This is a genomic window from Paenibacillus sp. PDC88 (assembly GCF_900106725.1).
GTDB lineage: Bacteria > Bacillota > Bacilli > Paenibacillales > Paenibacillaceae > Paenibacillus > Paenibacillus shunpengii.
In genome coordinates this window covers 57,525-84,371 of the sequence record NZ_FNNT01000007.1, presented here as the reverse complement: position 1 = coordinate 84,371, position 26,847 = coordinate 57,525, and the positions used below count along the sequence as shown (strand labels likewise).

At 36.8% G+C, this 26,847-nt stretch carries 18 protein-coding genes and 2 pseudogenes; all 20 read right to left on the bottom strand.

From position 1 onward, the window contains the following. Window positions 1-55: 55 nt before the first annotated feature. Window positions 56-655, bottom strand: coding sequence for a TnsD family Tn7-like transposition protein (locus BLW49_RS20145; protein WP_371264601.1), 600 nt, complete (start codon window positions 653-655; stop codon window positions 56-58). Further along, window positions 638-772: pseudogene (locus BLW49_RS29400) on the bottom strand (TnsD family Tn7-like transposition protein); the annotation flags it as partial. The pseudogene BLW49_RS29400 and the gene BLW49_RS20145, both read right to left, overlap by 18 nt. A gap of 26 nt (window positions 773-798) precedes the next feature. Beyond that, window positions 799-1,923, bottom strand: a pseudogene (locus BLW49_RS20140) (IS3 family transposase). Window positions 1,924-1,966: 43 nt separating this feature from the next. Further along, window positions 1,967-2,296 carry a hypothetical protein gene (locus tag BLW49_RS20135; protein WP_143042143.1) on the bottom strand — a complete coding sequence of 110 codons (330 nt, stop codon included), beginning with the start codon at window positions 2,294-2,296 and terminating at the stop codon, window positions 1,967-1,969. 29 nt (window positions 2,297-2,325) lie between these two features. Beyond that, window positions 2,326-3,051, bottom strand: coding sequence for a M48 family metallopeptidase (locus BLW49_RS20130; RefSeq protein ID WP_090726501.1), 726 nt, complete (start codon window positions 3,049-3,051; stop codon window positions 2,326-2,328). A gap of 12 nt (window positions 3,052-3,063) precedes the next feature. Beyond that, complete coding sequence (locus tag BLW49_RS20125) at window positions 3,064-6,165, bottom strand: type I restriction endonuclease subunit R (RefSeq protein WP_090726499.1); 3,102 nt, start codon at window positions 6,163-6,165, stop codon at window positions 3,064-3,066. Window positions 6,166-6,207: 42 nt separating this feature from the next. Continuing rightward, window positions 6,208-7,473 carry a restriction endonuclease subunit S gene (locus BLW49_RS20120; RefSeq protein ID WP_090726498.1) on the bottom strand — a complete coding sequence of 422 codons (1,266 nt, stop codon included), beginning with the start codon at window positions 7,471-7,473 and terminating at the stop codon, window positions 6,208-6,210. 12 nt (window positions 7,474-7,485) lie between these two features. Next, window positions 7,486-9,018, bottom strand: coding sequence for a type I restriction-modification system subunit M (locus tag BLW49_RS20115; protein ID WP_090726496.1), 1,533 nt, complete (start codon window positions 9,016-9,018; stop codon window positions 7,486-7,488). A 705-nt stretch (window positions 9,019-9,723) separates the two neighbouring features. Beyond that, on the bottom strand, window positions 9,724-11,877 hold the full coding sequence (locus BLW49_RS20110; RefSeq protein ID WP_090726494.1) for a sacsin N-terminal ATP-binding-like domain-containing protein: 2,154 nt from the start codon (window positions 11,875-11,877) through the stop codon (window positions 9,724-9,726). A 10-nt stretch (window positions 11,878-11,887) separates the two neighbouring features. Next, entirely contained in the window at window positions 11,888-12,670 is a 783-nt protein-coding gene (locus tag BLW49_RS20105) for a hypothetical protein (protein WP_090726492.1), read from the bottom strand. Window positions 12,671-13,244: 574 nt separating this feature from the next. Continuing rightward, the gene (locus BLW49_RS20100; RefSeq protein WP_090726490.1) at window positions 13,245-14,081 is read right to left on the bottom strand and encodes a hypothetical protein; all 837 of its coding nucleotides are present in this window, start codon (window positions 14,079-14,081) and stop codon (window positions 13,245-13,247) included. 74 nt (window positions 14,082-14,155) lie between these two features. Then, the gene (locus BLW49_RS20095) at window positions 14,156-15,679 is read right to left on the bottom strand and encodes a DUF6883 domain-containing protein (protein WP_090726488.1); all 1,524 of its coding nucleotides are present in this window, start codon (window positions 15,677-15,679) and stop codon (window positions 14,156-14,158) included. 249 nt (window positions 15,680-15,928) lie between these two features. Continuing rightward, complete coding sequence (locus BLW49_RS20090; RefSeq protein WP_090726486.1) at window positions 15,929-17,473, bottom strand: SIR2 family protein; 1,545 nt, start codon at window positions 17,471-17,473, stop codon at window positions 15,929-15,931. Between the two features lie 165 nt (window positions 17,474-17,638). Continuing rightward, window positions 17,639-18,571 carry an HNH endonuclease signature motif containing protein gene (locus BLW49_RS20085; RefSeq protein ID WP_218145898.1) on the bottom strand — a complete coding sequence of 311 codons (933 nt, stop codon included), beginning with the start codon at window positions 18,569-18,571 and terminating at the stop codon, window positions 17,639-17,641. Window positions 18,572-19,151: 580 nt separating this feature from the next. Continuing rightward, window positions 19,152-19,709: a hypothetical protein gene (locus tag BLW49_RS20080; protein ID WP_143042142.1), complete on the bottom strand. Its 558-nt coding sequence runs from the start codon at window positions 19,707-19,709 to the stop codon at window positions 19,152-19,154. 459 nt (window positions 19,710-20,168) lie between these two features. Further along, window positions 20,169-20,936, bottom strand: coding sequence for a hypothetical protein (locus BLW49_RS20075; protein ID WP_090726477.1), 768 nt, complete (start codon window positions 20,934-20,936; stop codon window positions 20,169-20,171). 272 nt (window positions 20,937-21,208) lie between these two features. After that, window positions 21,209-22,072, bottom strand: a complete 864-nt coding sequence (locus tag BLW49_RS20070; RefSeq protein WP_090726474.1) for a hypothetical protein — start codon at window positions 22,070-22,072, stop codon at window positions 21,209-21,211. 727 nt (window positions 22,073-22,799) lie between these two features. Continuing rightward, on the bottom strand, window positions 22,800-24,650 hold the full coding sequence (gene rlmD / locus BLW49_RS20065) for a 23S rRNA (uracil(1939)-C(5))-methyltransferase RlmD (protein WP_090726472.1): 1,851 nt from the start codon (window positions 24,648-24,650) through the stop codon (window positions 22,800-22,802). A 129-nt stretch (window positions 24,651-24,779) separates the two neighbouring features. Next, complete coding sequence (locus tag BLW49_RS20060; RefSeq protein WP_047912947.1) at window positions 24,780-25,661, bottom strand: diacylglycerol kinase; 882 nt, start codon at window positions 25,659-25,661, stop codon at window positions 24,780-24,782. 412 nt (window positions 25,662-26,073) lie between these two features. Next, complete coding sequence (locus tag BLW49_RS20055) at window positions 26,074-26,847, bottom strand: sirohydrochlorin chelatase (RefSeq protein ID WP_047912946.1); 774 nt, start codon at window positions 26,845-26,847, stop codon at window positions 26,074-26,076.

The window sequence follows — 26,847 nt, the reverse complement described above, 5'->3', positions numbered from 1 at the left end:
ATTTTCCAGATTATATCTCATGTGTGCCTCCAAGAAAATCCCAATATCTTCTCTTTTATTTTAATATCTCCTCTATTACTTTTTTTATTTCTTTGTTACTACCACCAAATCCAGCGTGTAACTGAACTTGATATACCGTTGCTTCTCCCTGTCTCTTCTTTAAATCATCTATTGCCCAATTAATTTTTCTTATCCGATAACTGTTTATATCCTCTGTAACCTCCTCTATATACTTCCTTGTCTTAGTCAGTTTTTTATGAAGAAACCACCTTTTAACTCCCACTGCCCTCCTTATGTTGGCTGGAATAATCCTTATTGGTTTTCCTTCAACGCTTAAGAGCGCTTCAACAGCTAATTCGGTGAGCTTTAGGCACTCTTCATCCCTTCGATCCCAATTAATTACCTCGCGTCTGTTTTTTCTTTTTTTAATCCTGGGTGTCACCTCTTCATACCACTCTCTATCATGAGAAAAAATCCATGTATGAAGACCTTTTCCCTTTTCTTTTAGTTCGGCTCTCGTAGCTTCTTGATTATCATGGATCAACTTTAAAAATTCTCTCTTTCGTTCACTTAACTCAAACATTGGTTTTCGATTAGTCGTAATAGTAATCCTTCCAATTGTTGAAGTACAATCAAATAGTTCTGCAACATCCAAGTCCAAAAACTGTAACATTAGAAGATGTCTTAACGGACTTCTATTCTTCATGTTATTTCTTACAAAAAGCCTCAACCAGTTTGTCTCGCTGTTAACATCTACCGTACTTTGCATAAGCTCTAAATTGGACTGTCAGCAACAAATCAGACAACTTTTTTAAGGGCTAAAGCTTTGTATTGAACCGGTGTCATGTAACCAAGTGAGCCATGAACCCGGTGTCTGTTGAACCAGTTCACATAATCATATAATTCCACGTTTAGATGGTGAAGACTTTGGAAATTCATTTGATTAATGAACTCAGTTTTCATTACTTTGTAGGTGGCTTCAGCAACGGCATTGTCGTAAGGACAGCCTTTCATGCTCAGTGAACGACCAATATTAAAGGTCCTCAACAATGCATCCATGGTCTGGTTTTTAAACTCACTTCCACGATCTGTGTGAAACCAATTGAATGTCATTTAAATCGCCTTCTACTGTGGCAAAGGCGCGAGAAACTAGAGCAGCGTCCTTATGTGGACCTGCACTGTGACCAATGATTTCTCTGTTGAATAAGTCAATCAGAACACAAATATAATGCCATTTGTGCTGTACTTTCACATACGTCAGATCGCTGACTACAAAGCGCTTTAGCTCCGTTTGTTCAAACTCACGCTTCAATACATTAGCTGTTTTTTCATCGTTACGAGCCGTTTTATGCGGCTTATACTGGGCGATTGTGTATGTGGACACCAGACCTTGCTCTTTCATAATGCGTCCAATTCGGCGCCTAGAAACCGTATAACCTTGCTCCTTGAGTTTCGTTTTTATCTTCCGTGTCCCATAGACTTTGCGGTTGTTTTGGAAGATCTCAACAATTGCTTCTATGAGGGTATTTTCACCTTCGTTTTCTTTCTCATTCGCTTCATAGTAAAAGGTACTTTTAGCGATTTTCAGGACTTTACACATTGCTGATACCGAGTATTTATCACTATTTTGTTTAATGATCTTTACTTTCGTCCCATGATCAGCGCGGCTTGCTTTAAAATGTCATTTTCCATTCGAAGTTGCTTAAGCTCTTTACGAAGCGCAATGAGTTCATTCTCTTCTGCCGTTCGGTTATCCTTTTCAGTAAAAGAACCCGAGGTGTTTGCTTGTTTAATCCAGCGATCTAGCGCAGATGGGCTAAGCTCATATTCTTTCGCAATAGCTGCTCTTGATTTCCCGTTCTCAAATAACTGAACCATTTGTCTCTTGAATTCTGCGGTCAATGTACGTCTTTCTCTTGGCATAGTAGATCCGCTCCTAATTGTGATAGTTTCATTCTACTAGCCCCTAATTTTTCTGTCCAACTAAGTGTAGCCCATCCAACTGATGAAGCCAAACATCGTAAGATAAACCATTAAACCCATCCTTTTTAAAGGAAAAAAATACTTGATTAGCAAATTGAGTTTCATTAGCGTTAAACAAGCTTTCACATTGAGCACATAGAAGACTCATTTTATCCCCATCCTGTAGAGGATTATTGGGAGTCGATACATTTCTCAACCTTCCAGTAAAAGAGGCTTTCTTTAGATATCTAAAAACAAATTTTGGTATGATATGGCTTTGCATCAAATCAGATTCATTTTCACATAAAGCACACTTTCTCTTAATTCCCTCCACTATATCCTCCCATTGAAAACCATTCCTTTTCACAATTCTCTTACAATTTCATCATCCAGCATCGCCTTTCGTCTTTCCCAATCGGGCATTAACGAACAGAGCATATTATAAAAACTATCTTTGTGATCGTTATATTGGAAGTGTATTAACTCATGCAATACTACATAATCAATACAATGCTTAGGCGCTTTGATCAATTCAGAGTTAAGTAGGATAGTATTCGATTCAATAAGAGCTGATCCCCACCTTGCCTTCATGACACGTAGATCAATTCTCGGTTTCTGAATACCGTACTTTTGCACCAATGGGTACTGCTTATTTAATGATTTTTCAAATATTTTAGTTGCTTTCTCTCGATACCAATCATCCATAAGTTTGACTTTCCGAGTGTGATTACTCGGATCCTTAACCATCAGAATAATGAACCCTCGGTAATACTTAACCTTTTCTTCTTCATTAGTTTTTTCCACCCGCAAACGATATTGCTTACCTAAATACTTGTAAGATTCACCGCTGACATATTCTCGCTCGCTTTGTTTATAAGGCTGTACGTTTTCAAAAGTCTTTACGTTTTTTAAAATCCAAGCACCTTTACCTTTTACATAATCATAAATAAAATTAAGTGGAACTTTCTCTGAAGCAGACACCATTATCGTCATATCAGGCTTTATATTAAGATTCACATTTTTAACTTTCTTTCGTTCAATTACAAATTCGATCGTTCGATTGGCATATACGATCTGATGTTTCTCCATATTTTCACTACCTTAGTACCGACGTAAAGCAACCGTTTTAATTTGCTCAATAATTTTATCCACTTGGTCATAACTCAGACTCATGTTATGATCTTTCGAAAAATCAAAAATAAGATCATCTAACTCTTGAGCAATACGATTGTGGACTTCCATGTTATCATACCAATCCACCTTGGTGTAAGCACGGATAATATCTTCCATTTTTAATGCCAACTCACCTAAGTGATTGTAAGATGCCCTGGATTCCTTAACTTCTTCAACGATGCCTTTGGTCACACCGTAAAAAGCCTGGGCATTCGCATTCTTCTTGATGCTATCTGGATATTCTTCAACAGGCTCACCTTGCTGATAGTCCTTCTTAAGATCATTCATTCTCTGCAAATATTCAGCTTCAGAAATACGTTGTTGTTTATACGCATCAATTGCTTCCTTAATTCGTTCCGAGAATTTTTTATAGTATGCAGGGTTCTCATCCCACTTTGTATTGATGCTCTTCGTTAGACGAGTTCGAATGGCATCTGCTTTTGCACGTTTGGAGTCCAAACGCTCCAATTCCTCTTCAAATGCTTTCTCATTAAGTATATCTACTGGGTTGGTGATTCGAATGACTTCTTCAGCAGAGATGTAATGATCCATTAGATTCTGCATCTTTGCTTCATACTCTTTATGATCTATAGAATCTGAATACCGAAGCTTAACCGCTCTTCGAAGCTCCTGATAAAATTTCAGATCTCTCTTATATTTCTTCAATTCATCTGCTGGTAATGCGTTATAAATTTTCTCCGATTCTAATGCAATACCAAGGTTTTGACCGAATTTCGAGAGAATACCATAGAACTCTTGTCTACGTTCTTCATCTTCCAGCCAAACTTCATATTCTTCTGTATCCTGCTTATTCTTGATCGGAGCAAAAATTTGAAGCAAATCAGAGTAATATTGACGCAGTGATCCAATAATACTGATCACATCGTAAATAGCCCCCTGCAAATCCTTTGGATCAAATTTCTCCAATCCCGCACCTGAATACATCTCCAGTGCTTGATCCAATCGATCCAATAAACCTCTATAATCGATAATAAATCCATAATCTTTGCCATCATACAAACGATTGACCCTGGCAATCGCCTGTAATAACGTATGTTCTCTCATTGGCTTATCGATATATAAAACAGTAGCTCTTGGTGCGTCGAAACCAGTAAGAAACTTATCAACCACAATTAATAGTTCGATCTCATCTCCATCGATAAAGTCTTCTTTAATTGCATCTTCATAAGTTTCATTGTCACCATAGCGATTCATCATTCTATTCCAAAAGTTGAGGACCTTATCTCTTGAAACCTCATCAACAACCTCGTGCCCTTCTCGTTGGTCAGGAGGTGAAATAACCACTGCACAAATAAGGTCGCCAAACTCCTCGAATGCCTCCAAATATCGGATCGCTTCAATCTTACTATTGGTCGCAAGCATGGCTTTAAACTGACTACCTTGCGTCTTGTAATTGTCTAAAAAGTGCTGATTAATATCAAAAGCGATCATACTAATCCGTTGATTGGAGGATGCAATTCTTTCGAACTGACTCCACTTTTTCATCACTTCATCTTTTTGCTTATCGTTTAAATTACGAGTGATCATCTCCAGACGGGTATCAATTGCCTTCTGATTGACGGTCTGGTCAACCATCTTCCCTTCGTATAGGAGTGGAACAATTGCCTTGTCTCTTACGCCGTCTGAAATTGTGTAGGTATGAATCAACTTACCGAACTTAATCATCGTACTCTTTTCTTTCTTCATAAGCGGAGTCCCAGTGAAACCCAAGTAACAAGCGTTAGGGAATACATTTTTCATTTTGATATGTAGCTCACCATATTGTGTACGATGCGATTCATCAATTAAGATGAAAATATCTCTGGATTCTACAGGCTTATGTTTTACTGAGGCAGTATCGAACTTATGAACCAAGGTAGTTATAATGTCTGAATTATTATCATCAATAAGTTCCACTAAATGAGAGCCAGATGTTGCCCTGTTTGCTTTTAGCCTGGTGTGATTAAACGTCTTATGTATTTGTTTATCCAGTTCCACACGGTCCGTAACAATGATCACCTTGGGATTACACTCATTCATCTCGGAAAGAATATACTTTGCTAACATTACCATCGTTAAACTCTTACCAGAACCTTGCGTATGCCATATCACACCTGATTGACGATTCCCATTTTCATCACGTTCTTGGATGGTATTGATAATCTCTTTAATCGCAAAATATTGCTGATAACGTGTGACTTTCTTAACGTCTTTATCGAATAGAGTAAAGAACCGAGTCAACTCTATCAAACGTTCAGGATGGAAAAGTGAAATGATATTTTTATCTTGCATCGTTGGCATGCGGTTCTCAACTATTTCATTCAGTAGAGATTGCAACCACTCTTCTTTCTCTTCCTTCCAGACCGACCAGAACTTCTTCGGTGTATTACACGTTGCATACTTCGTCTCATTTTTGTTCGTTGACATGACGATCTGAACATACTTAAAGAGCTGTGGAGCATAGTCCTTCCCCTGGTTGCGAATCATCTGGCTAATGCCTTGTTCCATCGAGATTGATGCCTTCTTACATTCAATAACAGCAAACGGAATTCCATTAACGAAAAGAACTATGTCTGGGCGAACCGTTCCTCTTCCATCCATCCTCTCAACTGAAAACTCTTCAACGACATGGAAAACATTATTTTCGAATTTATCCCAATCGATATATTGAATGGTGAATGATTTTTTCGAACCATCTGGAAGATACTCTGGGTAGCTCCTTCCCAACATGATTGTTTCGAAGATCTTCTCATTCGTCTTTACAAGTCCATCAGTCAATGGCTCATCTAAATCCCGAATGGCTTGTTGAATATTTGTTTGGCTGAATTTAAAAGTAACACCCTTATACTCATAAGAGTTGAACTCTTTCAACTTCTCTTCCAATACCGTTTTCAACAAAACGTCATAGAGACTTCCACGTATTGATTCAGCTTGCTCAGGTGTTAGGATTTTATATTGTAAGCCCTGTACCACATCAAGTGCTGGTTGTTGGCTGATATTACGTTCATCATAACTACTCGGTCGTTCCATGTTCACACCTCCGAAGTAGGGATTAGAGGAAAAGGGCAAAGGTTAGGACTTTACCCGTACTTTTCCTGTTAGCAAGAGTTGCATAAGACCCTTTTTTTGTTGTATTAAACTTTCACGTTCCATTGATAGACATCGAATCTCTCGATCCAGTGTACCTAAAATTTTTGCAATTGCTTGTTGTTCTATAAGTGGTGGTAGGATGATATTAAGATTCAAAAAATCTGTTTTATTCAATACTCGGTTTCTTCCCGCTCCGCCTGGAGATACGTTTTGTAATAAATATTTAAACTTAGCCTGCTCTACATAGTATTTGTAAAATTGAGGGTCCGCCCTTTGATCAAATACATAAGTGGGAAATCTATGAGAAACTAATTTCCCTTCATCGTCATTGTTTGCAACAGTAATTGCATGTTCCCAAGCAAAGGTTATGTTAACGATTAAATCATTCTTCTTTACTACGTATAACGTGTCCATCGATATAGCCTTGGGATCTTCTATATATTCATGAAACGTTCCTTTAGCGTGACTTCGTATCCCTAACCGCCAGTAGCCATGATTCGGTTTAGCAACATTACGGCTGACTGGCTTGACTACGTCGCTTAACTTAACAAGATTCCACTCATTGGGAATCAAACCAAACTTTGTCCTTTTATAACCCACTGGAACCTGATCTGAATTTAACATGTCAAGTCTCTTATGAATTTCCTCTTGTGAATTATTCGCTCTATCATTCCAACGAATGTGACCCATCAATAATTTCTGCACTAACCCTAATTTTTGTTCTTTTTTTCGCCCAATTAGCAAATCCTTTAGCTGAATCGCCTTATCCCACAAAAGCAAAATTTGACCTATTTTTTCACTTTGACTTTTTTCCGTTGGATAATAAATAATTGAGTTTAAAATGGTTTCTCTGGATATTCCAGGAATCAATCCAGTAGAATCCGAATTGTACTGTCGTTCCATATTTTTGAGATTATAGTAAATGACATATCTCAATTCATCACTCGACCTAATTGCCATCAATTGTCTGCCTATGCAATACTCACCGTCTGATATTATTGTTTTCCCAACACCAGAGCCCTTAACCGTTATTAGTATATCTCCCTTTTTACAAATAGTCTTAGGCTTTTCAGTATACTTGGTTGTGATTATCTTTCCTGTTTTGAAGTCAGAGGGACCTGTCAAATAAGGAACGCCAACTCCGTCAGTATTATAGTCACTTGCATCTATATGCTGACCTGAAATTAATTGAATAATCTTTTGTAGCTTTACCTTTTTCCAGCCGCTAATATTAACATCCTGCTCCATAATGATCCACCCCTATAACAAGCCTAAATCTTTAAGATATTGTTCCATTTGCGCTTCCACCTTTTGAATCTCCTGCTTTATACTCATAATATTTTCTTTTACTGCTTTCAAATCTACTTGTTCTTGTTCCTCATACGTCTCCACATAACTTGAGATCTTTAAATTAAAGTCTTTTTCCCTGATTTCTTCATTTGAAGCAACGTATGAGTATTTTTTAATGGCTTCAAACCTTTCATACGTTTTAATGATTTTTTGAAGATCTTCATCACGAAGCTTGTTTTGATTCTTATCCTTCTCATAGTTTCCTTCACCTGATGCATCAATGAACAAAACTTCTTTACGTTTGCGATCCTTTTTAAATAACATAATACAAGCAGGGATAGGTGTACCAAAGAAGAGTCCTTCTGGAAGCCCTATAACTGCATCTAAAAGGTTCAACTCAATGATTTCCTTTCGAATCTTCTTCTCACTCGCTCCTCTGAATAAAACTCCGTGCGGTAGGATAGTTGCCATCCGTCCATTTTCAGCTAATGAATAAAGCATATGTTGAACGAAAGCATAGTCTCCCTTGGATGAAGGAGGTACGCCCCACTCAAATCTTCTATGCTGATCGAGACTTGCTTCCATTTTGAACTTTTCGTCTGTATTCCCTTCACCTGCAAAGCCCATTGCCCATTTGTCGAGAGAAAACGGTGGATTTGCAACGATTGCCTGATACTTCATCAATTTACCATCTTCCAAGTGGAGTGGATTAGACAATGTGTCGCCCCATTCAATTTTAGCGTCATCGATGCCATGCAAATACATGTTCATGAGAGCTAACGAGTGTGTTTGTCCATTCCGTTCTTGACCATAGATGGCAACCTTTTTATTTGGGACTTGATTTGCCACCTTAATCAGCAAGGAACCTGATCCGCACGTTGGGTCATAGATGCGATCATTTTCTTTTGGCTTAACCAATCGAGCAAGAAGCTCTGATACCATCGAAGGTGTAAAGAACTCTCCTCCTTTTTTGCCTGCATCCGAAGCAAATCGTTCAATCATAAACTGATAAGCATCACCAATGACATCTTCATTTCCGACAACCGATGGTTTTAAAGTAAGTTTGTTGAAATCCTCCAACATTGCACGAAGTATCGCATTTCTTTCTTTTGCTTTTCCAAGCGTCGCTTCACTGTTGAAGTCGATATTACGGAATACGCCACGTAGTTTTCCTGTATTTTCATTCTCCAATCGTTCCAACGCTTTATTGATGATTTCACCAATCTCCGCATCTGTCCGTTTACTATATAAATAATCAAAAGTAGATAGCTCGTCTAATACGAAACGCTCTCTGGATAATGCACGTTGAATTCGTTGCTGATCGCCATCATAACGTTTGGTATATTCTTCAACATGCTCTTTGTACGCATCACTCAAATATTTGATAAACAGCATCGTCAGGATATAGTCCTTATATGTGCTGGAATCTATTTTTCCACGGAATGTATCCGCCGCTTGCCATAATACTGCATTAATCTGCTGTGAAGTCACTTTCTCACTCATGTCTGTTCTCCTATCGAAATATCTTCATTTATCATTCAACGACTCTGTAATATTACTTTTCAATCCTATTAACCAATTATACATGATCGAAGAAGAAGCGAGTATGATTCACCTCTAACAATTATCGGAACTAATTAAACAGGAATATGAAGAAAGGAGCAAATCTAATTTGCCCCCTCTTTTGCTTACTTTATAATGCTTACTTTAATTAATCAATTAACTCAGATAATTCATAAAGTTCACTAACCTTCTCTTTGATTTCCAATCAGCTTCAGCAATAAATTCTGATTAGTAATCCCATGGCTTCGTCGTTCAATTCCATGCTGTTTACAAGAAAATTATTCTTTAGTAGCACGTCCGATAGAGTATCGTTGTGTACACCTTCATAGTTTTTGTTAATAATAGTTGCCACTTAAACACTATACGGGATCTACAAGGCTTCTAATAAACGCAAAACTGGCATTTAAGCTTTCACTACATACTGTATACCTGGATTTTTAGATAATACTCGATACAAAGCGTGCTTATGTCATGATCATATGGGAAAACAGCATCCCAGCTTCGTTCGAGCAAAATGTACAACATGTCATATTTACAATCTTCAGTTTTCTCAAAAATCCAAAAAACGCAGACTAACCCGTTTATAGGCTTTAGTCTGCGTTTCTTCCGCTTAGCCGATGAATATTATTGATTTTTCGATTGCGATTAATACTTATAAATCATTTTTCGACCCGAATACTCATCAGCTATCCATTCCCATTGAGTTACTCGTTTTGTTAAACTCAGCATATTTATTGGATTGGAAATAAAACACACCTCTATTTCATCATCAGATTGCTTTACAATAGCAATCATATATTGATCAGTTAATTGATTAGCAGTTGAATACTCGTTGTTTGTAATAGAAATCGTTTCGCCCATTTTTTTTACACTTTTGACCTCAATACATAATGTTCCTTTGGGTGTATAAACCTCAAGATCATATCCTAAATTACTTTTACTAACATCGATAACCTTTAAAACTCCATCGTCATTTTCTAAACAACTTGCTAAATTTTTTTCCGCACTCCGCCACTTTGAAATAGAAGTCCTGTAGTGCTTAATCTCACCATTTGCAATAAATGTATTATCTGCAGGTTGGATGTCACTGGAACTACTATTATTTACTCCTGTTGAGTTAAGCAGACTATTATTAATTTTCTCATAGGGGTTTGATATTTTGGATTCAATATCGTTATCACTCCCTAATTGGAAACCATCGATATGTATATTTAACTTCTTAATAAACCATTTCATATCATTTATGTCTAACAATCTATTAAGTAAAAGTTCATTATACTCATTATCAATTATATGTTTACTACTAACCTTTTCAAAAGGAACAAAACCTGTTATAAATTTTACAAGGTTTGCTTTTTTTATAAGATCAATTTTAGTACTATCCAATGAAAATCTATATTGCTCTATGCTTCTTGTAAAGACTTCCACACCGCCTGTTAGTGAAGGAATATAAGTCATAAGCTGACTTAGAATTTCTTCTAATGAAAGCTCCCTGACGTTTAGAGACTTAGAAAACTGTATTAAACAAGGAAATTCGGCTTCAAGTTCTTTGCTAATAGGTACAATACCTGTTTTTTTACAGATTTCCTGAAAATCAATATAATTTAGCCATTCCGAATTCACACGAAGTTGTTTAGTATCATAAAATTTATTATTATATTGAAACCAAGGGCTATTATTAAATACTTCTTTGAATCTCCCTAAAAACCTATCCTTAAATCTATTTGAATTTGAATTAAACTGAATATAATCATTTTTCAATATAGATAAGACTTCAAAAATACCACTTAAAAAATATGGTTGTTGAGGACCACTCAATGTTTCTTTAACAAGATCCAATATTATTTTTAAACAGTTTTCTGTTGTGGAATTGGAAAAATCATCTAAAGTGACTTTAGTTCGTGATGGGTCTGTAGAAAAATCACCATTAATTTTTATGGGAAATCCTACGAGTTCCTTAGTTGGCATAAATGCATGAACTACTGCACGGTGGTTATCAACTGGAATGATGTTGCCATGTTCATTAGTTAGAAATGCTACAGCCGCATCACTTTCCTCCGTGCCATGAACAACGAACCAACTTTCAACAGTCCCATCCCATTTAATTTGCACATTTTGTTTATTCTCTTTTTGTATTCGTTTTGAGCTTATGCTTGTACATTGTTGATTATGATCATTTTCAAACATTACATTAGTAATGTTCTTCAAGAAAATTAACGAACTTGGATCAAAATTGCTAAGTTCACTATCCAATATATGTGAATATATCTTTTCAAAAATAAATATAGTTCTGTAACCTGCCGTAATTAATTCCCTCATTATTCCCTCAATGCTTTTATCTATCGGATTAAATTCATGAGGAATTCGAATTAATGGAACTTCAACATCACTATTCAATAATTCTGAAGTTAATTCTTTTGAAAAAGTCATCTTCACTTCACTGCTTAAAATATGAACACGAGTTGCAAAGTTAACTACTGACTTAAATCCTATTCCACGATAGCCAATGGTTCTTCCGTCTCTTTTTTTAGATGAAGAGCCACTTCTACAAATAGCAATTGCATCATTCGAATTAAACGAACGACCATCATTTGCAACAATCACATAGTTATTAATTTTATGAATATAGAAATTTGTTGCCCCTGCATCATCTGCATTTTGAAGTAACTCGATAACTGATCGTTCTTGATAGCTCTCTGCAATATATTTTTCCATACTTGCTAAGTCAGATAATAAAACAGGTGAGTTTATTGCTTCCCGTATAAAATCCTGTCGTAAATTTTTAATAAGCTTTATCATCTTGCTCTCCTCAACGTTTCTTTGGAAACAATCTAATTTTGTCAGCCTTTAGAGCAATATCTTCTTCATAAACAACCAGTTCAAAAACGTCAAAGCCATAAAAATCATCGCAGTAAATGCTTTTTTCTTCCGTTCCAATTACATTTCCATCAACATCATAAATAATAAGCGTAATGTTAATACTCTCACTTATTGTTGATCCGTTTGATGCAAATATCTCACCTAATACTTTGATATTAAAATCAGAACTTATTTTAACTGATAGATTATCAAAATAAACACCTAATCTCTCTTCCAGTGGTTCTAATCGTTGAAGGTTCTTTTTAAGTTTTGTTTGAATCTGAATTGGTGTAATTGACTTCTCTATTTCAATCACATCTATTTTCTGAGCGACCCATTCTACTGTAATTTGATTCTTTTTCTTTGCACGAAACCTCAGATCATAACTTTTCCCCCTCTGTTCATCAAGCAATTCAATGAACAAGGAGTCTCCCGAACGAATGGTGTCTAAATGAGATTTGTAAAAAATCAGACCTGCATTTTTATATGAGTCAGATTTAATCGCTCCTTCCCTGGAGAGTAATCCATTTAAAAAATTATCGACTTCAGTTTGCTCCTTGTCCTTTTTTACATAGCTAATTTCTTTAAACTTAATTTTCATGGATTTCTTACCACTGTTAAAAATTTTAAAATAGATAATAAATCCTGAATCACCACTTTTGAAAGATGACTCTTCAGTCTTTACGATTTCAAAACTAATATCTTCGAGTGTGAAAGAAGCAGACTCTGCCAAAAATAACCCCTCCGTTATTAAATGCTTTCATGTTCCTATCTGATAAATCAAATTAATAATTCGACAAATGAACAATCATTACCTGCAAGGATATGACACTATACTACTCCAATTGACAGCAATACACCCTTATTTTCATATTCACTCACATGCCCACCCTGTCCCTATCCAGTTTGGAAGGGAATGACTTTAGAACTATAGATAGGAGACCCTATTCATTCAATCATTAAAATGAGATTAGCTTGGGTAAAAGCATACGAAAAAACCGAGCGAAAATCAGAAATAAATCCTGAAAATCGTTCGGCACAGTTGCAGACTTTAATTGCTGAGTTGCAACCTGAAATTGTTGGAGACATAGTAAAGGTTAGTTGAGAGAGGGTTGAATATTAACTTTTTCCAAGTAGGGTTTCTTCAAAGAGATAAATTTTTTACTATCAGTTTCTTTAAATTTAAACGCAAGTGTGCTCTCTTTTAACTCCTCAACGAAAATAACGTATTCCATATCTTTATCTTTATTTTCGTTTGAGAGGATAGATTTTTCAGTTGGCTCCCCTATTTCGTTTCCTCCTGATGTTTAACTTAATAATATAATATCTTCTATGTAAAGGAAATCACTTGAGGAAATAGAGAATTTCAAAGATCGATATTTCTTCTCTAACTTCATCTTAATCTTTATTTCCTTTGTTTTGCGGTGGATTCTTAGATCATCTCCAGAAAAGGATATATCTTTACCAACCACGGCCTCTCTTAAATGCCATTGAAACTTGTACCCATATATAGTTGGATATTTTATTTTATCGCCTTCTAAACCATCCCAAAGCGATTTGAAACTTCCTAACAAATTACTTTTATCTTTAATAAGTTTCTCATAATAAGAATCAATAATTTTCTCATCACATTGTAGTAAGTCTGTCCAACGAGCATGGGCAATTATGTAAGCATCTATAGTGTCCTCTGTTAATCTTTTCTCACTATCTTTGAAAGTTGACATTATAGTTGAATACAGCTCTTTTGTAGGCTTATAACATCCAGTAGCAAAACCTTCAAATGGTCGTAAATCAATCTTTTCAATTTCTTTACTCAGACCCATCCTAATGAAATCCCATAACACCATAGATTTCACACTGGCCCCCGCCCCGCTGTCATGATACCATTCACGATTTTTTTCCTCTACAAAACGAAAGGACATCTTTGTATCGGTCTCTTTTAAAACAGGTATCCACATAGGAGCTTCAATCCCAAAGTAAATAGTATAGTCTAAATGTTGGTTTAAGGATGTTATTAGATTATTTACTCCTGGCTCTCCAATTTGTTTCTTTCCCTCATAATCAATCCAAACCCAAGCACACTTTTTCGGATCAACAGAAACATCTAATCCATATACTACAATTTTCTTTTGAACAATTAGCAACTCCCCACACAACAATATTGATACTATTAATTCATTTTGTATATGATAACTTCAGCTTAGCCAACTCAATTACATTAATCTAAATGTTTTATGACTTCGCAATCTATTTCATTGGCTCTCAGCACTTTACAAACCCCTTCAGCGAAAGCAACGGATTTTTCATAACACCCTTTTCTATCGACAACTATTCGATAATAATCTTCATATACATGTCCCAACCTATTAAATTCCAACCATTTTATAAATTCATGCTGTAAATCGTAAATATTAATATATGCCCATCCAAGCAATCCCTCACTGCCATAACCGGAAAATCCTTCTATAAATACGGGAGTAGGTACACACTCAGATAAATACACTTCGCCCAATTGATTAGCTAAGCGATACACTTCACTCCATTTATCTGCCCCCTCCTTTTCATCCTCTTTTGAAACTGCTAATAGTGGTCTTATGTCATAATTCACTTCAAACTGTTCTTTAAAGTCTAAGGGATATAATGTCGTTAGTTGAATAGGCTCGTTTTTACGAATAATCCACGCAGTTCTTATTACTTTATTTACACCATTACGTCCAGAAACTCCAATGTCTGCATAATATTTAATACCGTGTTCGTCTATTTTTATGCCAGATACCTCAGCCTCATGTATTCCCAGCCTAATTTGCTCTTCCATATAACGCCAATCGGTCTGTTCTATTGATAATGCCTCCTTAAAATACTTAGCCTTAGTTCTTCCATCAGGATGAGTAAGGTCTAAAGCATAATTTTCAAGTTTTTTTCGAGGTATAACAATAGCACTTTCAGCGTCAGGGTAGTTTATTTCTAACTCGAATTCTTTATCAATCTTTCCTTCAAATACTGCACGCATAAGTGCAAGTCCTACTTTATTATGATGATAATCACGTCCTTTGTTAAAAAACACTTTAACCGCATCCAATCCACCAGTCGATAGATTATTTCTCCATATGTCACGTATATTATTGTCAAATACAAATTCATCTACGAATTTCAAAGTATAATTAGGATAGTAAATCTCCCAGTTATTGATGTCCGCCGCATCTACATAACAAATTTCGTTATTGACAATACGTACCGAGTGCATTAAGTATTCATTAAACAAAATGACATGTAAGGGATTTTGATAATCCATTGTAGAACCGCCTATATAATACTCAAGATCACTAAGTTGATTATCAATTTTTTTTGCAAGATTAAGTGTTATATTGGTAATAACAACACACTCAATGTATGGGACGGTATTAGTACAAAGATTCAGGAATCTACTTCTTGAAAAGGTATGCCAATTTCCAGTTAGACTATCAGTTAATTTAAGTAACAAAGTATAATATAAATTCTCATCAATCGAATAAGAACTTGTTATATGATTCCCCCCTCCTTTTATATATGTCGGTTTTTTACATAATTGTTCTAATACTATTGCACCTTTAAGGATCCCTATGTTGTCTATTGACTCTTCTGTTCTAAATAATGCTTCAGAAATTTCATCATTAAATTTATTATTATATTTATAATCATCTTTATTTATCAAATACTTTGAATCAAAAAAGTATAAATACGTTGCTCTGTTGAGGTTCCCCATTTATAATCTCCCTTCATTATTATTTGGGTAAAGGCCAATTACTTAGGGATGTGAACAGAAATTATTATTTGTATACAAAGTAACAGGTATAGAAATAAAATAATCGGGACATATTAGCTTTTTATCTCTAATATCGAAACATTCTGTATCAAGATAGTTTATTCTTTTATCGCTTTCTCATTCATTAAACAATTCCTCAGTTTAATCAGAATAGGTCGAATGAAACTGTTCATAGAAGTCCCTAATTAGTTACTGTACTACTGATATTGGCTCAGATAAAAATCTCAACGCTTCCTCGTCATCAATACCATATTTCACAAAATCATAAACGCATAGAAGTCTTCTGTAATCAGTAGCTTTCTTTTTGGAATAATTTCTTAAAAAATCTTCGACTTCGATTAGACACAAATTACCATCAAAAATAGCACTAATAATACTGTTGTTTTTAGATGTCTGAGGTATGCTTTCATCCGCTATTATTTCTTGAATAGTAGTATGCATACTTCGATATATGATTGTACTTTCATTCAATTTTCTTATTTTTTCAAGTTGTATCCCCTTTAATCTTTCATAGCTATTTAGATCTGTTTGGATTAAACCAAATCCAAATATAGGGAAAAATTGTGTGGCTTGGATTCTTTGTTTATCAATCAACTTTAACAATTGATTATTTGACTCATCAGTAATCTTGAAGTAATTTTCCATTATTTCAGAAGTCGTTTGATACTCATACTTAATTGTTTTTATCGAACCAATAGCTAATACCTTTTCTCCGTTTTTTAATGCTTCGATATCTTCAGTAATACTTACTGAAATATTTCCCCCTGCATATATTTCCTTAACAACTGATTGCACCTTTCTTATATCCATTGCTGACACCGGAAGGTTCAACTTTGCAAGATGCTCATAAATTTCAAGAAAATTATCAGTTTTAATCTTATTTATACGAATTGTTCCGAATTCACTCATATCAATGTCATGATCTACAACCTGAACATTTTGCGAACCTTCCTCATATTCCACTAACAGAAAGTTTTGTCGAATTTTCTCTGCATCAGGGGTATTGGGATTGATATATGTAAATATGGTTTTTAAAATACTTTTAATATTAGCGTCGCCAATATTGTAACCTAAAAAAATTATCGGATTATGGATAAATAATGATAAAAGTTGAGCTCTAATTAGCTCGTACTTTTTATCAAATCGTTCGTAATCACTACTTGTAATTATTATTTTACCTGGATCGTCAACACAACCATGAATTTTGTAAACTGATCCATAAGGATTACTTAATAAAATATCATTTCCAATTAGAGGTTTAAATTCAAAGATGTCTTCAATAAAACCATCATAATTTGTTGTAATAACTGAACCAATATTCTTTCTTACTTTTTTTAATTCATTTACTTCCTCTATCTTATCAACCCTAATCTCAAAATCTTTGAGCAATGATGCAATAAATAACTTAAAACGACTAATATTGATGCCCTTCTCCATATTACTGTAAAACAAATCATTAATATTTTTAAACACACCATTGCGATCTGTCACTAATATGATATTAAATTCATTTTCAAGTTCTTTTGCAATCTCAGGAAAATTATATTCTCCATTTACCTCATGCCTTGACTTCAAATCATAATAATATTCCTCAGTTCCTTTAAGTTTTTTTGAAATGTATCTCAGAAGACCGTCCCAAGTATAAGAGTTTTCCAAATACCTCAAGCTCATTCCTGTACCAATAAAAAGAATGGGATGGTTCGTGAAATGTTTAATAAATTCATCGATTCTCATAAGCATCGCTCCTATCATTCAAAGCACCTATTATCGATCTTGTTACTTTTCAACCTGTCTGCTTCTCGATCTTGATTTGCTAATACTCTTTCAATACTTTTTAAGGCTTATCCTATCCTCGGAGAAATGGTGTAGATGAAACCATGATTATTTCGAACTCAATTATTAGCAACTATAATTTCCATCAATGATCTCATATCCTGGAAATGAGTTCCCACACGAAGTCAAGGAATTTGGCAATCTTTGAAGAGCGTTAGTAATATCCTTAAAGCTTGAAAATGCTAAATCAGTTTCTTGAAAACACTTTTTTGAAATCCCTTCTGGACAAAAATATAAGCTATCACCTTCAAAATCAAATGATGTACTATTTTGTAATACTGACTTTTTTATTGAGAGTAATTTAAGGGGGATTTGAGTTTGTTTAATTAATGAATCTAATGAATGGTGCTCTATATAATGAGAAAGTTGAAATTCATAAGAAAAAACTGTACCATCTAAATCATTTAATTTGTAGTTTGCAGTGTAATACAACTGATCCTCTTCCCATTTGGATCGTGTTGTAATGTGGTATAAATAATCATACAAATCAGAATGTATACCATGTGTAATCCACTTATGAGCGGTAGTTACTGCTTGAGTTATTTTCAAATTAATCAACCTTATATAATCTTTCACACTCTCATCATTCATTAGTTTCAGCCAATTACAGTGTTTGTTCCTATAACTATTTATTACTTCAATCTTTTCATTTGCAACTTCAAGGTCATAATTTTGATTAATATACTCTATCCAATTTTTATCTTTTTTTTTAGAATTGCATGAGCTGCATGCTGGAACTACATTACCCTTAATGTCCAAACCACCAGTTGCTATGCTATCCAAATGCTCTTTTTGTAATTTATCTGAATCAGTTTCTTCATACCCGCAATATATACATTTACTATTAAAGTATGTACTTATTATATCTGCCCACCCAGCTTTACTTCTCCAATCCCCTTCAATTCCATGCTTCTTTTCTAAATACTTACCAAGTACCTCCGCATAATATCTTCTGTTTGCATCTACTAATCTATATACTGTATCCTCTGGATTTCTCACATATATACCTCCGCATATTAATAAACACAAAACATTCACGAGTCGCTCCTATTATCCCAGTCGCCTTTGATTTGCTTTGTACAGTTCAGATATCCCATAAAAAGTCGTATTCTCAACAACAACCTTTACAAGCTCATTCATGATGTCATCACCTAACCCATTAAGTGGATAATATTTAAACATATATATCATATTATAACATTAAATAACAGGATCGGCCTGAATATATAGATACCTCCTTTTCTAAAAGATCCGTTAAACATGACATACTTTGAAAAACTTCCGAAAAGGCATGTTTTCACCATAAATGATATCTTAATCAAAATAAGCCCATCCGTATAAAGTACAACGGATGGGCTTATTTTGGAAACTGTAAAGTCTTCTTTTCCAGACCTGTTGGTGCGTGGAATCTGTAAACTTCTTCTTTCCCAGTCCTCTTGGTGCGTGAAATCTGTAAACTTCTTCTTTCCCAGTCCTCTTGGTGCGTGAAATCTGTAAAGTCCTATCTTCCTTAATGGGATAATTATAATATCTACATCGTATTAGAAATTGATTTAGTTGTAATACAAGATTCATTTCACTAATTATGCTTATTCGAATATCTATTCAGAACTAATATACTTTTTTCTTGGAATTTATTAAGTAATTCTTTTCTCCTTTCATCAGTAGGAAGCCATAGATCATAATATTGAACAAAAAATGATTTAAAAAGTTCATTCTCATCTTCTGTAGGCTCTATCCCTAATATCTCGGACATTATTTTTTTATTCCTAATAACTCCCATCAAATCAACAAATAATTTACTCAAACTCTCTGATGCGAGTCTCGATACAGTTTCTTGAGTAAATGGTAGGCTTGGAACAATAGAGCGAACCTTCAGCTTGCTTTTACTTTTCCTCTCATTTAAATCACTTTGTTCGGTGATATTATCTTCTGTAATTTTAATCTCGATTATATTTTCAGCATCCAAATAGGTTCCCTGAATTGTTCTGTTATATACAACAATTCCTTGTTCAGAAAGAACTTGTTCCAGTCTACTCAGTTGAACTCCCAATAGATCATTAATTCTATCATTTTTTGTATTCTTTCTCACTTTGTCTTGAGGTAATTCTATCTTTTCAAATCTCGGATCATTCAATAAGTTCACATGAAAACTAACGACAAATCTGTATATCTTTTCTTTGCTAACATCAGCCATATAAGTAACGATTACAGACTTAAACTTCTCATCAAGATGCTCATCAAATATATCCGTATTGTTTAACGTAATTTCAATAATGAATCACTCCCTTATAAGAATATCTAAAGAAAATATCCCCATTTAGGAGTGAGAGTATACTAACTACCTCATCATAAAATTTATTCGCTGATCCAGTAGCATCACCCTATTTCAAAAAAACAACTGTTATTTATATGATTTTTTTCATTTGAGATGACTTTATTTTCTTTTTACAACTTTATTCAATACAGACTGGGGTTGCTCACTGAGAATTTATTATAAATTTAACGCTTCGTCAGCTCAGGATACGTAACTCTATATGTTAATTAAGAGAAGGGAGTAAAAGTGCACCTCAAGTTCCTAATTTATATTTATATGTTAGTATTTCATTTCTTTTTGTTGAGTTTCTTTAGTTTCAAGATTGATTTCTTCATAAGAAATCAGATTATTTTTCACCTTCACTATATTAAATATGACTTTCGTTTTGTTGTACGGCTTACCTTTGACGACATCTATTGTTTTCTCAAACGGATCATTAGACTCAGGTTTAGACTTAAAAGTGTCAACAGAAATCAGACTTTGGTAAGAAGTTGGGTATTTATCAATATATTCGGTAGAGCGTATCAACTTCCCCTCTTTATCCCATATAGGTAGACCGATACTGAAAAGTGTCATTGAACTTTGTAGATCCTCTGCAAAATATAGCTTAGAATTATACCTCTCAGGATTTTGATCCTTCAATCGTGTTAATAAGAAATAATTTCCTTTAGGGCTGATAGAAACTGTAGAATCACTGCTGCTATAGTTATGCTTCACAACCAATTGTTCTTTATTCTGCTTAAAATCCCCATAGTAGACTTCAAATTTATCTGCATCCGATTCTTTGATATAAACATATCGTTCCGTTTCATTTGACCAATCTATGCTCTTAATGTTATCAGATCCTTTAATCTTCTTAACGTGATTTTCAAAAGAGGTTATTCTATCATCATTGTTTGAAGAAGTTTTTGAAGTGTTATGGGCTTCAGTAGATCTTGTTTGTGATGGAGACTGATTATCACCAGAAATCTCCTTGTTCCCTTCTGAGCATCCTGCCATCGTTAGTATTAAAGACAATCCGATCATAATTTTTATTGTGCTAAGCATAAATGATGTCTCTCCTTTTGTTGGACATTTTATTTCAAATTGTCCTGAGCTAATATAACTAAGGCATATAGGAAGGCTTATAAAATCGAAACAGTAACAGAATGTTGCAAATTGTATAAATAATATTCAATACATTTAGGAGAAAATTTACCACTTCAAACTTTGCTAAGCAGATGTAGATGCATAGTTAACCTCTTTCATTAGTGACTATATCCATTATTAACAGATATGAAATCATTTTAAATTTTATATGGTAAATGATACTAAAAATTCTACTTTTCATCTTCTGTTAACTGAGAGCGGCTATTGTTTCGATTTAAACATTTATTTAAATACTCCTGCCAATAATCCTCCTCATCACCAACCAAATCGTGAAGCCAGTAGTACATCATTACCATTTCTAAGTATTGCTTTTTTCCTTTGATAAATGGTTTATCTGATACTCTTTTGTAAAGCAAGTTAAGGTTAAACAAGTTGCTCTTCTGCTTGATATCATACTCATATTTCCGCCAACTATCTTTACTTTTAATCCTATGGCTAACTGGCCAAAGAGTCTCATTATCGTAAAACCTGTGTACCCAATCGGAACAAAAGGCAAAAACATCAATCTTATGCTTTTTCCATGTTTTATCAATCCATAGGTCGACTTCATCAGAGATCAATATTCTATTTGAAGTGTCATTCGGTTGACTTTGAACTTGATGATAATCCTTTATAAACAAAAATAGCATTTCTGTCTGATCTTTTAAAAATGGATTCTTCTTAACAAGCTGTGCATAGCACTCATAAGATGAACTCCTAAATTCGCTATCTGAACTGTAAAGATAGAATAGCTCATCCTTTTTCAGAAAGCTGATAATGGAACGGTTCAGTTGTTTGTTATATTCGTCATAAATATTAATCAACCATTCTTGTATTTCTATATCATATTGAGCAATGGTCTTCTTATATTTCTCAAGCCGCTCATCATTTAATACTGTCTGTTCTTCCATCTTAGTAACATCTAAGTACTGATTAAAATATTCAAATACATAGTTTACACAAGTCTTCATATTCTCCATTCGAGCTTCTAAACTAAACTCATTTAATTGATCTTCTTTTTTTCTTCGAGAGAGGTACTCTTCTATTGTTAGCATAGTCCACCATCCGTCCAAGTTAAAAATTTACATTTCATTCATTAATAGCATACCGTATTCCTTTATATAAAAGCTACTATCCTGGCCTGGGGTAACCTTTCCCTCACCTTAAAGCATCTCTTCTCTTTTACTTCCTCTTCTCTTCCTATATGCATCTTTTGCATGGAATAGCAACAAAAAAAGCACCCTGAATTTAGTGTGCTTTCTCGTTATTCATATTTAATTAACTTTGTTTTCTATCAACAAAATTAATAATAGTGAAGAATAGTTTTTCAAAAATCCTTGATAGGATAGGCTTGAGGAGAGGTAGAGAGCAAAAAAGTTTATTCTAACTGAGTCATGTCAAGGAGTAGCGATTTTATTATAAATGTTGAGTTTCAGCCCCCTACCCCCTTTTTTGTCCAAAGAAAAAAGAGAAAATAAACTTTTCTCCTTTTTTCGTCCCTACTATGTTCAGTATGAATAAACCCTTGCTAAAAAACAGGCCACAAACCCGCATTCCACCGTTGGGCGAATAAATAAAGTCTTGCTACAAAACCGTGTTTTTCTCATTTTTTTACCCCACTTTTTATATCACGACTTTATTATAACCTGAATAATGTCTTGATATAAAAACAGAGGAAAGGCTTGATGGATCTGGGTTTTTCCTTTCTCCATTGAGCCCTTCCTCTCTTTTATCACGTCTTTATTCGATTTTTAGCACGAGTTTATTACGAATAGCATGACTTTATTCATTATCTACAAGTTTCCGAACCAACACCGCCACACTCTCCACATGACTCGTATGCGGGAACATATCCACCGGCGTAACCTCCACCGTCTTGAACCCGCCATCCTCCAGGACGCGCAGATCGCGGGCCAGGGTCGACGGATTACAGGACACATACACCACACGCTCCGGTCGCATCTCCAGAATCGTATCCAATAGTCTTGGATCGCAGCCCTTGCGCGGGGGATCGACGACGATGACGTCAGGCGTGATTCCTTGCTCCTTCCACTTCGGAATGACATCCTCGGATGGGCCGGCCTCGAAGGTGGCGTTCGTGATCTCGTTCAGATCCGCATTCTTCTTCGCATCCTCAATCGCTTCCTTCACGATCTCGACCCCGTACACATGCTCAGCATGCTGGGCAAGGAACAGTGAGATCGTCCCGATTCCGCAGTAGGCGTCGATGACGGTCTCTTTCCCCGTCAACCCGGCATACTCTACCGTCTTGCCATACAGCACCTCAGTCTGTACCGGATTGACTTGATAGAAGGAACGTGCAGAGATGGCAAACTTGATGTCTCCGATATAGTCATAGATGACCTCACTGCCCCATAACACGCGGGTAACGTCACCGAAGATAACGTTGGTCTTCTTCGTATTCACGTTCTGACAAATGCTCGTCACCTGAGGGATCTGCTCTCGGATTCCATGAATCCAAGCTTCCACATGGGGAATACTGTCTCCATTCGTGACGAGCACAAGCATGATCTCGCCGGTGCGGAATGCCTTCTTCACGACCACATGGCGAAGCAGTCCTTTGCCTGTTTCTTCATTATATGCTCTAATTCCGACACTGCGGCCAATCTGCTTAACCTGCTCCACGACCTCATCGTTATGCTCATGCTGAATCATACAGCGCTCCATGTCCACGATGCGGTGGCTGCCCTTGGCATAGAAGCCACCGATCAGACCACCGTCGATTTCACCCATCGGCACCTGTGCCTTGTTCCGGTAACGCCATGGCTCCTGCATCCCTAATGTCTCAAGCACTTGAATGCCTTCATACACAGGTTTGTCCCCAGCACTGTGAGTATCTTCCATAACTGCAGCGGAGTTATCCACTTGTGGATAATCGGGTTGTCCATCGATCACATTCAGCTTGCCAATCCGCGTCAAGTTATCCACGACGATCTGGCGCTTCCATGCCAGCTGTCCTTCGTAGCTCATATGCTGCAGCTGGCAGCCGCCGCATTGATCATAGATCGGACACGGTGCAGCGACGCGGTCCTTGCTCTCGGTAATAATCTCAAGCAGCTTCGCATAACCATACTGCTTCTTCGTCTTAAGTACCTTTACACGGACCTTCTCACCCGGGAGTGCTCCCGCAACGAATAAGGTATAACCGTCTGCACGGCCAACACCTTCACCATCATGATTCATCCCGATGATATCAATAACCGTTTCATCGTTCTTAGCGACAGGCAGTCCAAGCTCTGCGGCAATATCTCGTGATGCCTGCTGATGTCTTCCCGTGCCGCGGTCGTTGTTCTTCTCTCTGCTTCTACTAGAAGCACGGCTTCCGTTCTTCTCCGAACTTCCAGAGCTCCCTGCCGATTCTCCACGTCCGATCTCCGAACGTCGCGAACTCCCACCGGACTGTCCATAGTCAGCAGAAAAAGATGCCTCGCCTTGCGGCCGCACCCCTGTTCTTGACATTACTTCAGTCTGCTTGTTACCTGTCTTCCCGGCACGATGATCCTTCCCTTGAAGACGTCCTCCACTTGCCTTACCTGCTCCTGGACTCGCTGCTCCAGCCTTTACTTCACTGCTCCGGCGGTTTTTTCCACGACCGCTGCGGTTGTTGTTCATCTTTGCGTAATTCCTCTCATTTGTTGATTTTCTCGATTTAAAATGTAATTGAATTCCAGTTATTACTCCATTAACAATTCAGCTGTATACTGAATCAGATTTCACATTACTCGAAGTACCTGCCTCAGTCTATCTGTAGATTTGGATATGATGGGGCATATTTCTGAAGCTTGCCGGAAGGGACCCGCCCAGCTCTCCGTCCAGATTAAGCAGCACTTCACCCGGTGAGGTAACCTCCATATAGTCTGTTTGGAAGTGAATGACCTTCTTGTCACCCAGATGCTCTCCGCGGAGCGCCATCGTTACAAGGCGAATCATCTCCGCCAGATTACATTTCTTCAGTGCAATGACATCGAATAATCCGTCATCAATCGTCGCACCCGGTGCCAGCTTCTCGAATCCACCGACCGAGTTCGTATTGGCGATCAGGAACAGCATGAATTCATCATGAATGTCCTCCTGCCCCCTGGCCTTGATGTAGAGCTCCTGCGGGGTAAGATTAATCATCTTCTCCATGCCCTTCATGTAATAAGCTAGCTGACCAATCATGGTCTTCAGACGGCTTGGTACTTCATAGGTCAGCTCTGTCAGCGTTCCACCACCGGCAATGTTGATAAAATAACGATTATTCACAAGACCCAGATCGACAGGACGTGTCTCCTGGCGGATCACCATATCGCAGTAATCCTCCCAATGCCTTGGGATTCCGAGCGCTCTTGCAAAATCATTGGTCGTCCCCAGCGGAAAAATGCCCAGCGGCGGCCGATTTTCTTTACCTGCCATCCCATTAATGACTTCATACAGCGTTCCGTCTCCACCTGCAGCAATGATCATATCGTATCCGCGATCAATCGCTTCCGATGCTTCCCTAGTCGCATCCCCTTCGCCCGTCGTTGCGTGACAGGATGCTTCAATTCCGCCCTCATCCAAACGCTGCAATATTGACGCGAGTCTTCGCTTCGCCTCTTCCCGACCTGACGTCGGATTATAGATTAATCTCGCCTTTTTCATAGTCATGATCCTTACGCCACCCACTTTTAGCAAATATCCCAATGATCCCATACAACCAGCCTTGGGCACTTATCTTATAATTTCACTCCAGTTCGTAATACCCTGAATACCGCGTTATAAAATGAATCCGAGCAAACGATAGAAATAGTATCATAGCGACAGCGATTATGAAATGAATTCATCTTCTTACTATTCCCAAAAACACGGCCGCTTAATGTCTAACTCAACCTGTTTCTTACATCCAATAGTTTATTATACAACAAAAAACCGGCCGTCGTCTTTATTTCAGTTCGCATCATACCACTGTTTTTAGGACAAACGGCCAGGCCTCTATTCCTTATTCTATTGTATTCCATATGCATTTCCAATAATAACCGAATATAAATAACAATCACGATAGAATTATGTCCTGCTATGCGTCCGCCAAGGCTCTCAGCATATCGTCCACTTGCTCCTCAATCCACTGATGCAGCAAAGGATGCGGTAAGAGCGTACGATCCCCACTGTACTCGACATGAATTCCATCCAGCCGCTTCGGTATCTCTACATTCGTAAAATACCCTGCACTCAAAAACAGCGGCATCACTAGAACCCGGTACCCTTGTTCTATGTAGCCAGCAGCCGTATCCTTGATATGATCTGGATTCAATAGTGCGTAATCCGCTTGAGAAACTCCACTGATGTCCTTAACCAGACGAGCGAGCGTAGAGAAGCCCTGCTCCCATCGCTGCCGAAATTCGTCGTGACGGCTGCCGTGTCCAATCAGCAGAATAACTTCCTCAGAAGGCTCCTGCGAATAGGGCTTCAGCTTGTCCCAGATCATCGTAGCTAGCAGCGGATCATCATGCAGCGGATGTCCATAATGGACACGTGACTTCACCCGAAAAGGCTCAAGATCCGTTTCCTTCTCTGGAACAGGCTTGGCTCCAAGGGCATATTCAATCTCATCTACATGCGTACTTCCCGCTGAAATAAACAAAGGAACAGCGAGTATATCTGTTACACCCTTCTGTTCAAGTTCATCAATTCCATCCTGAATAAGCCTTCCCTCTACATTCTCCAGAAAAGAAGCGTAAACAGGCACTCCTTCAGGCAGTGACAGCTGCATGACGGCATGATCCACAAGCTCAGTCCAGCCCGAATCCTTGGATCCATGGCTGATGATCAGAACTCCCGGCTTCATCAT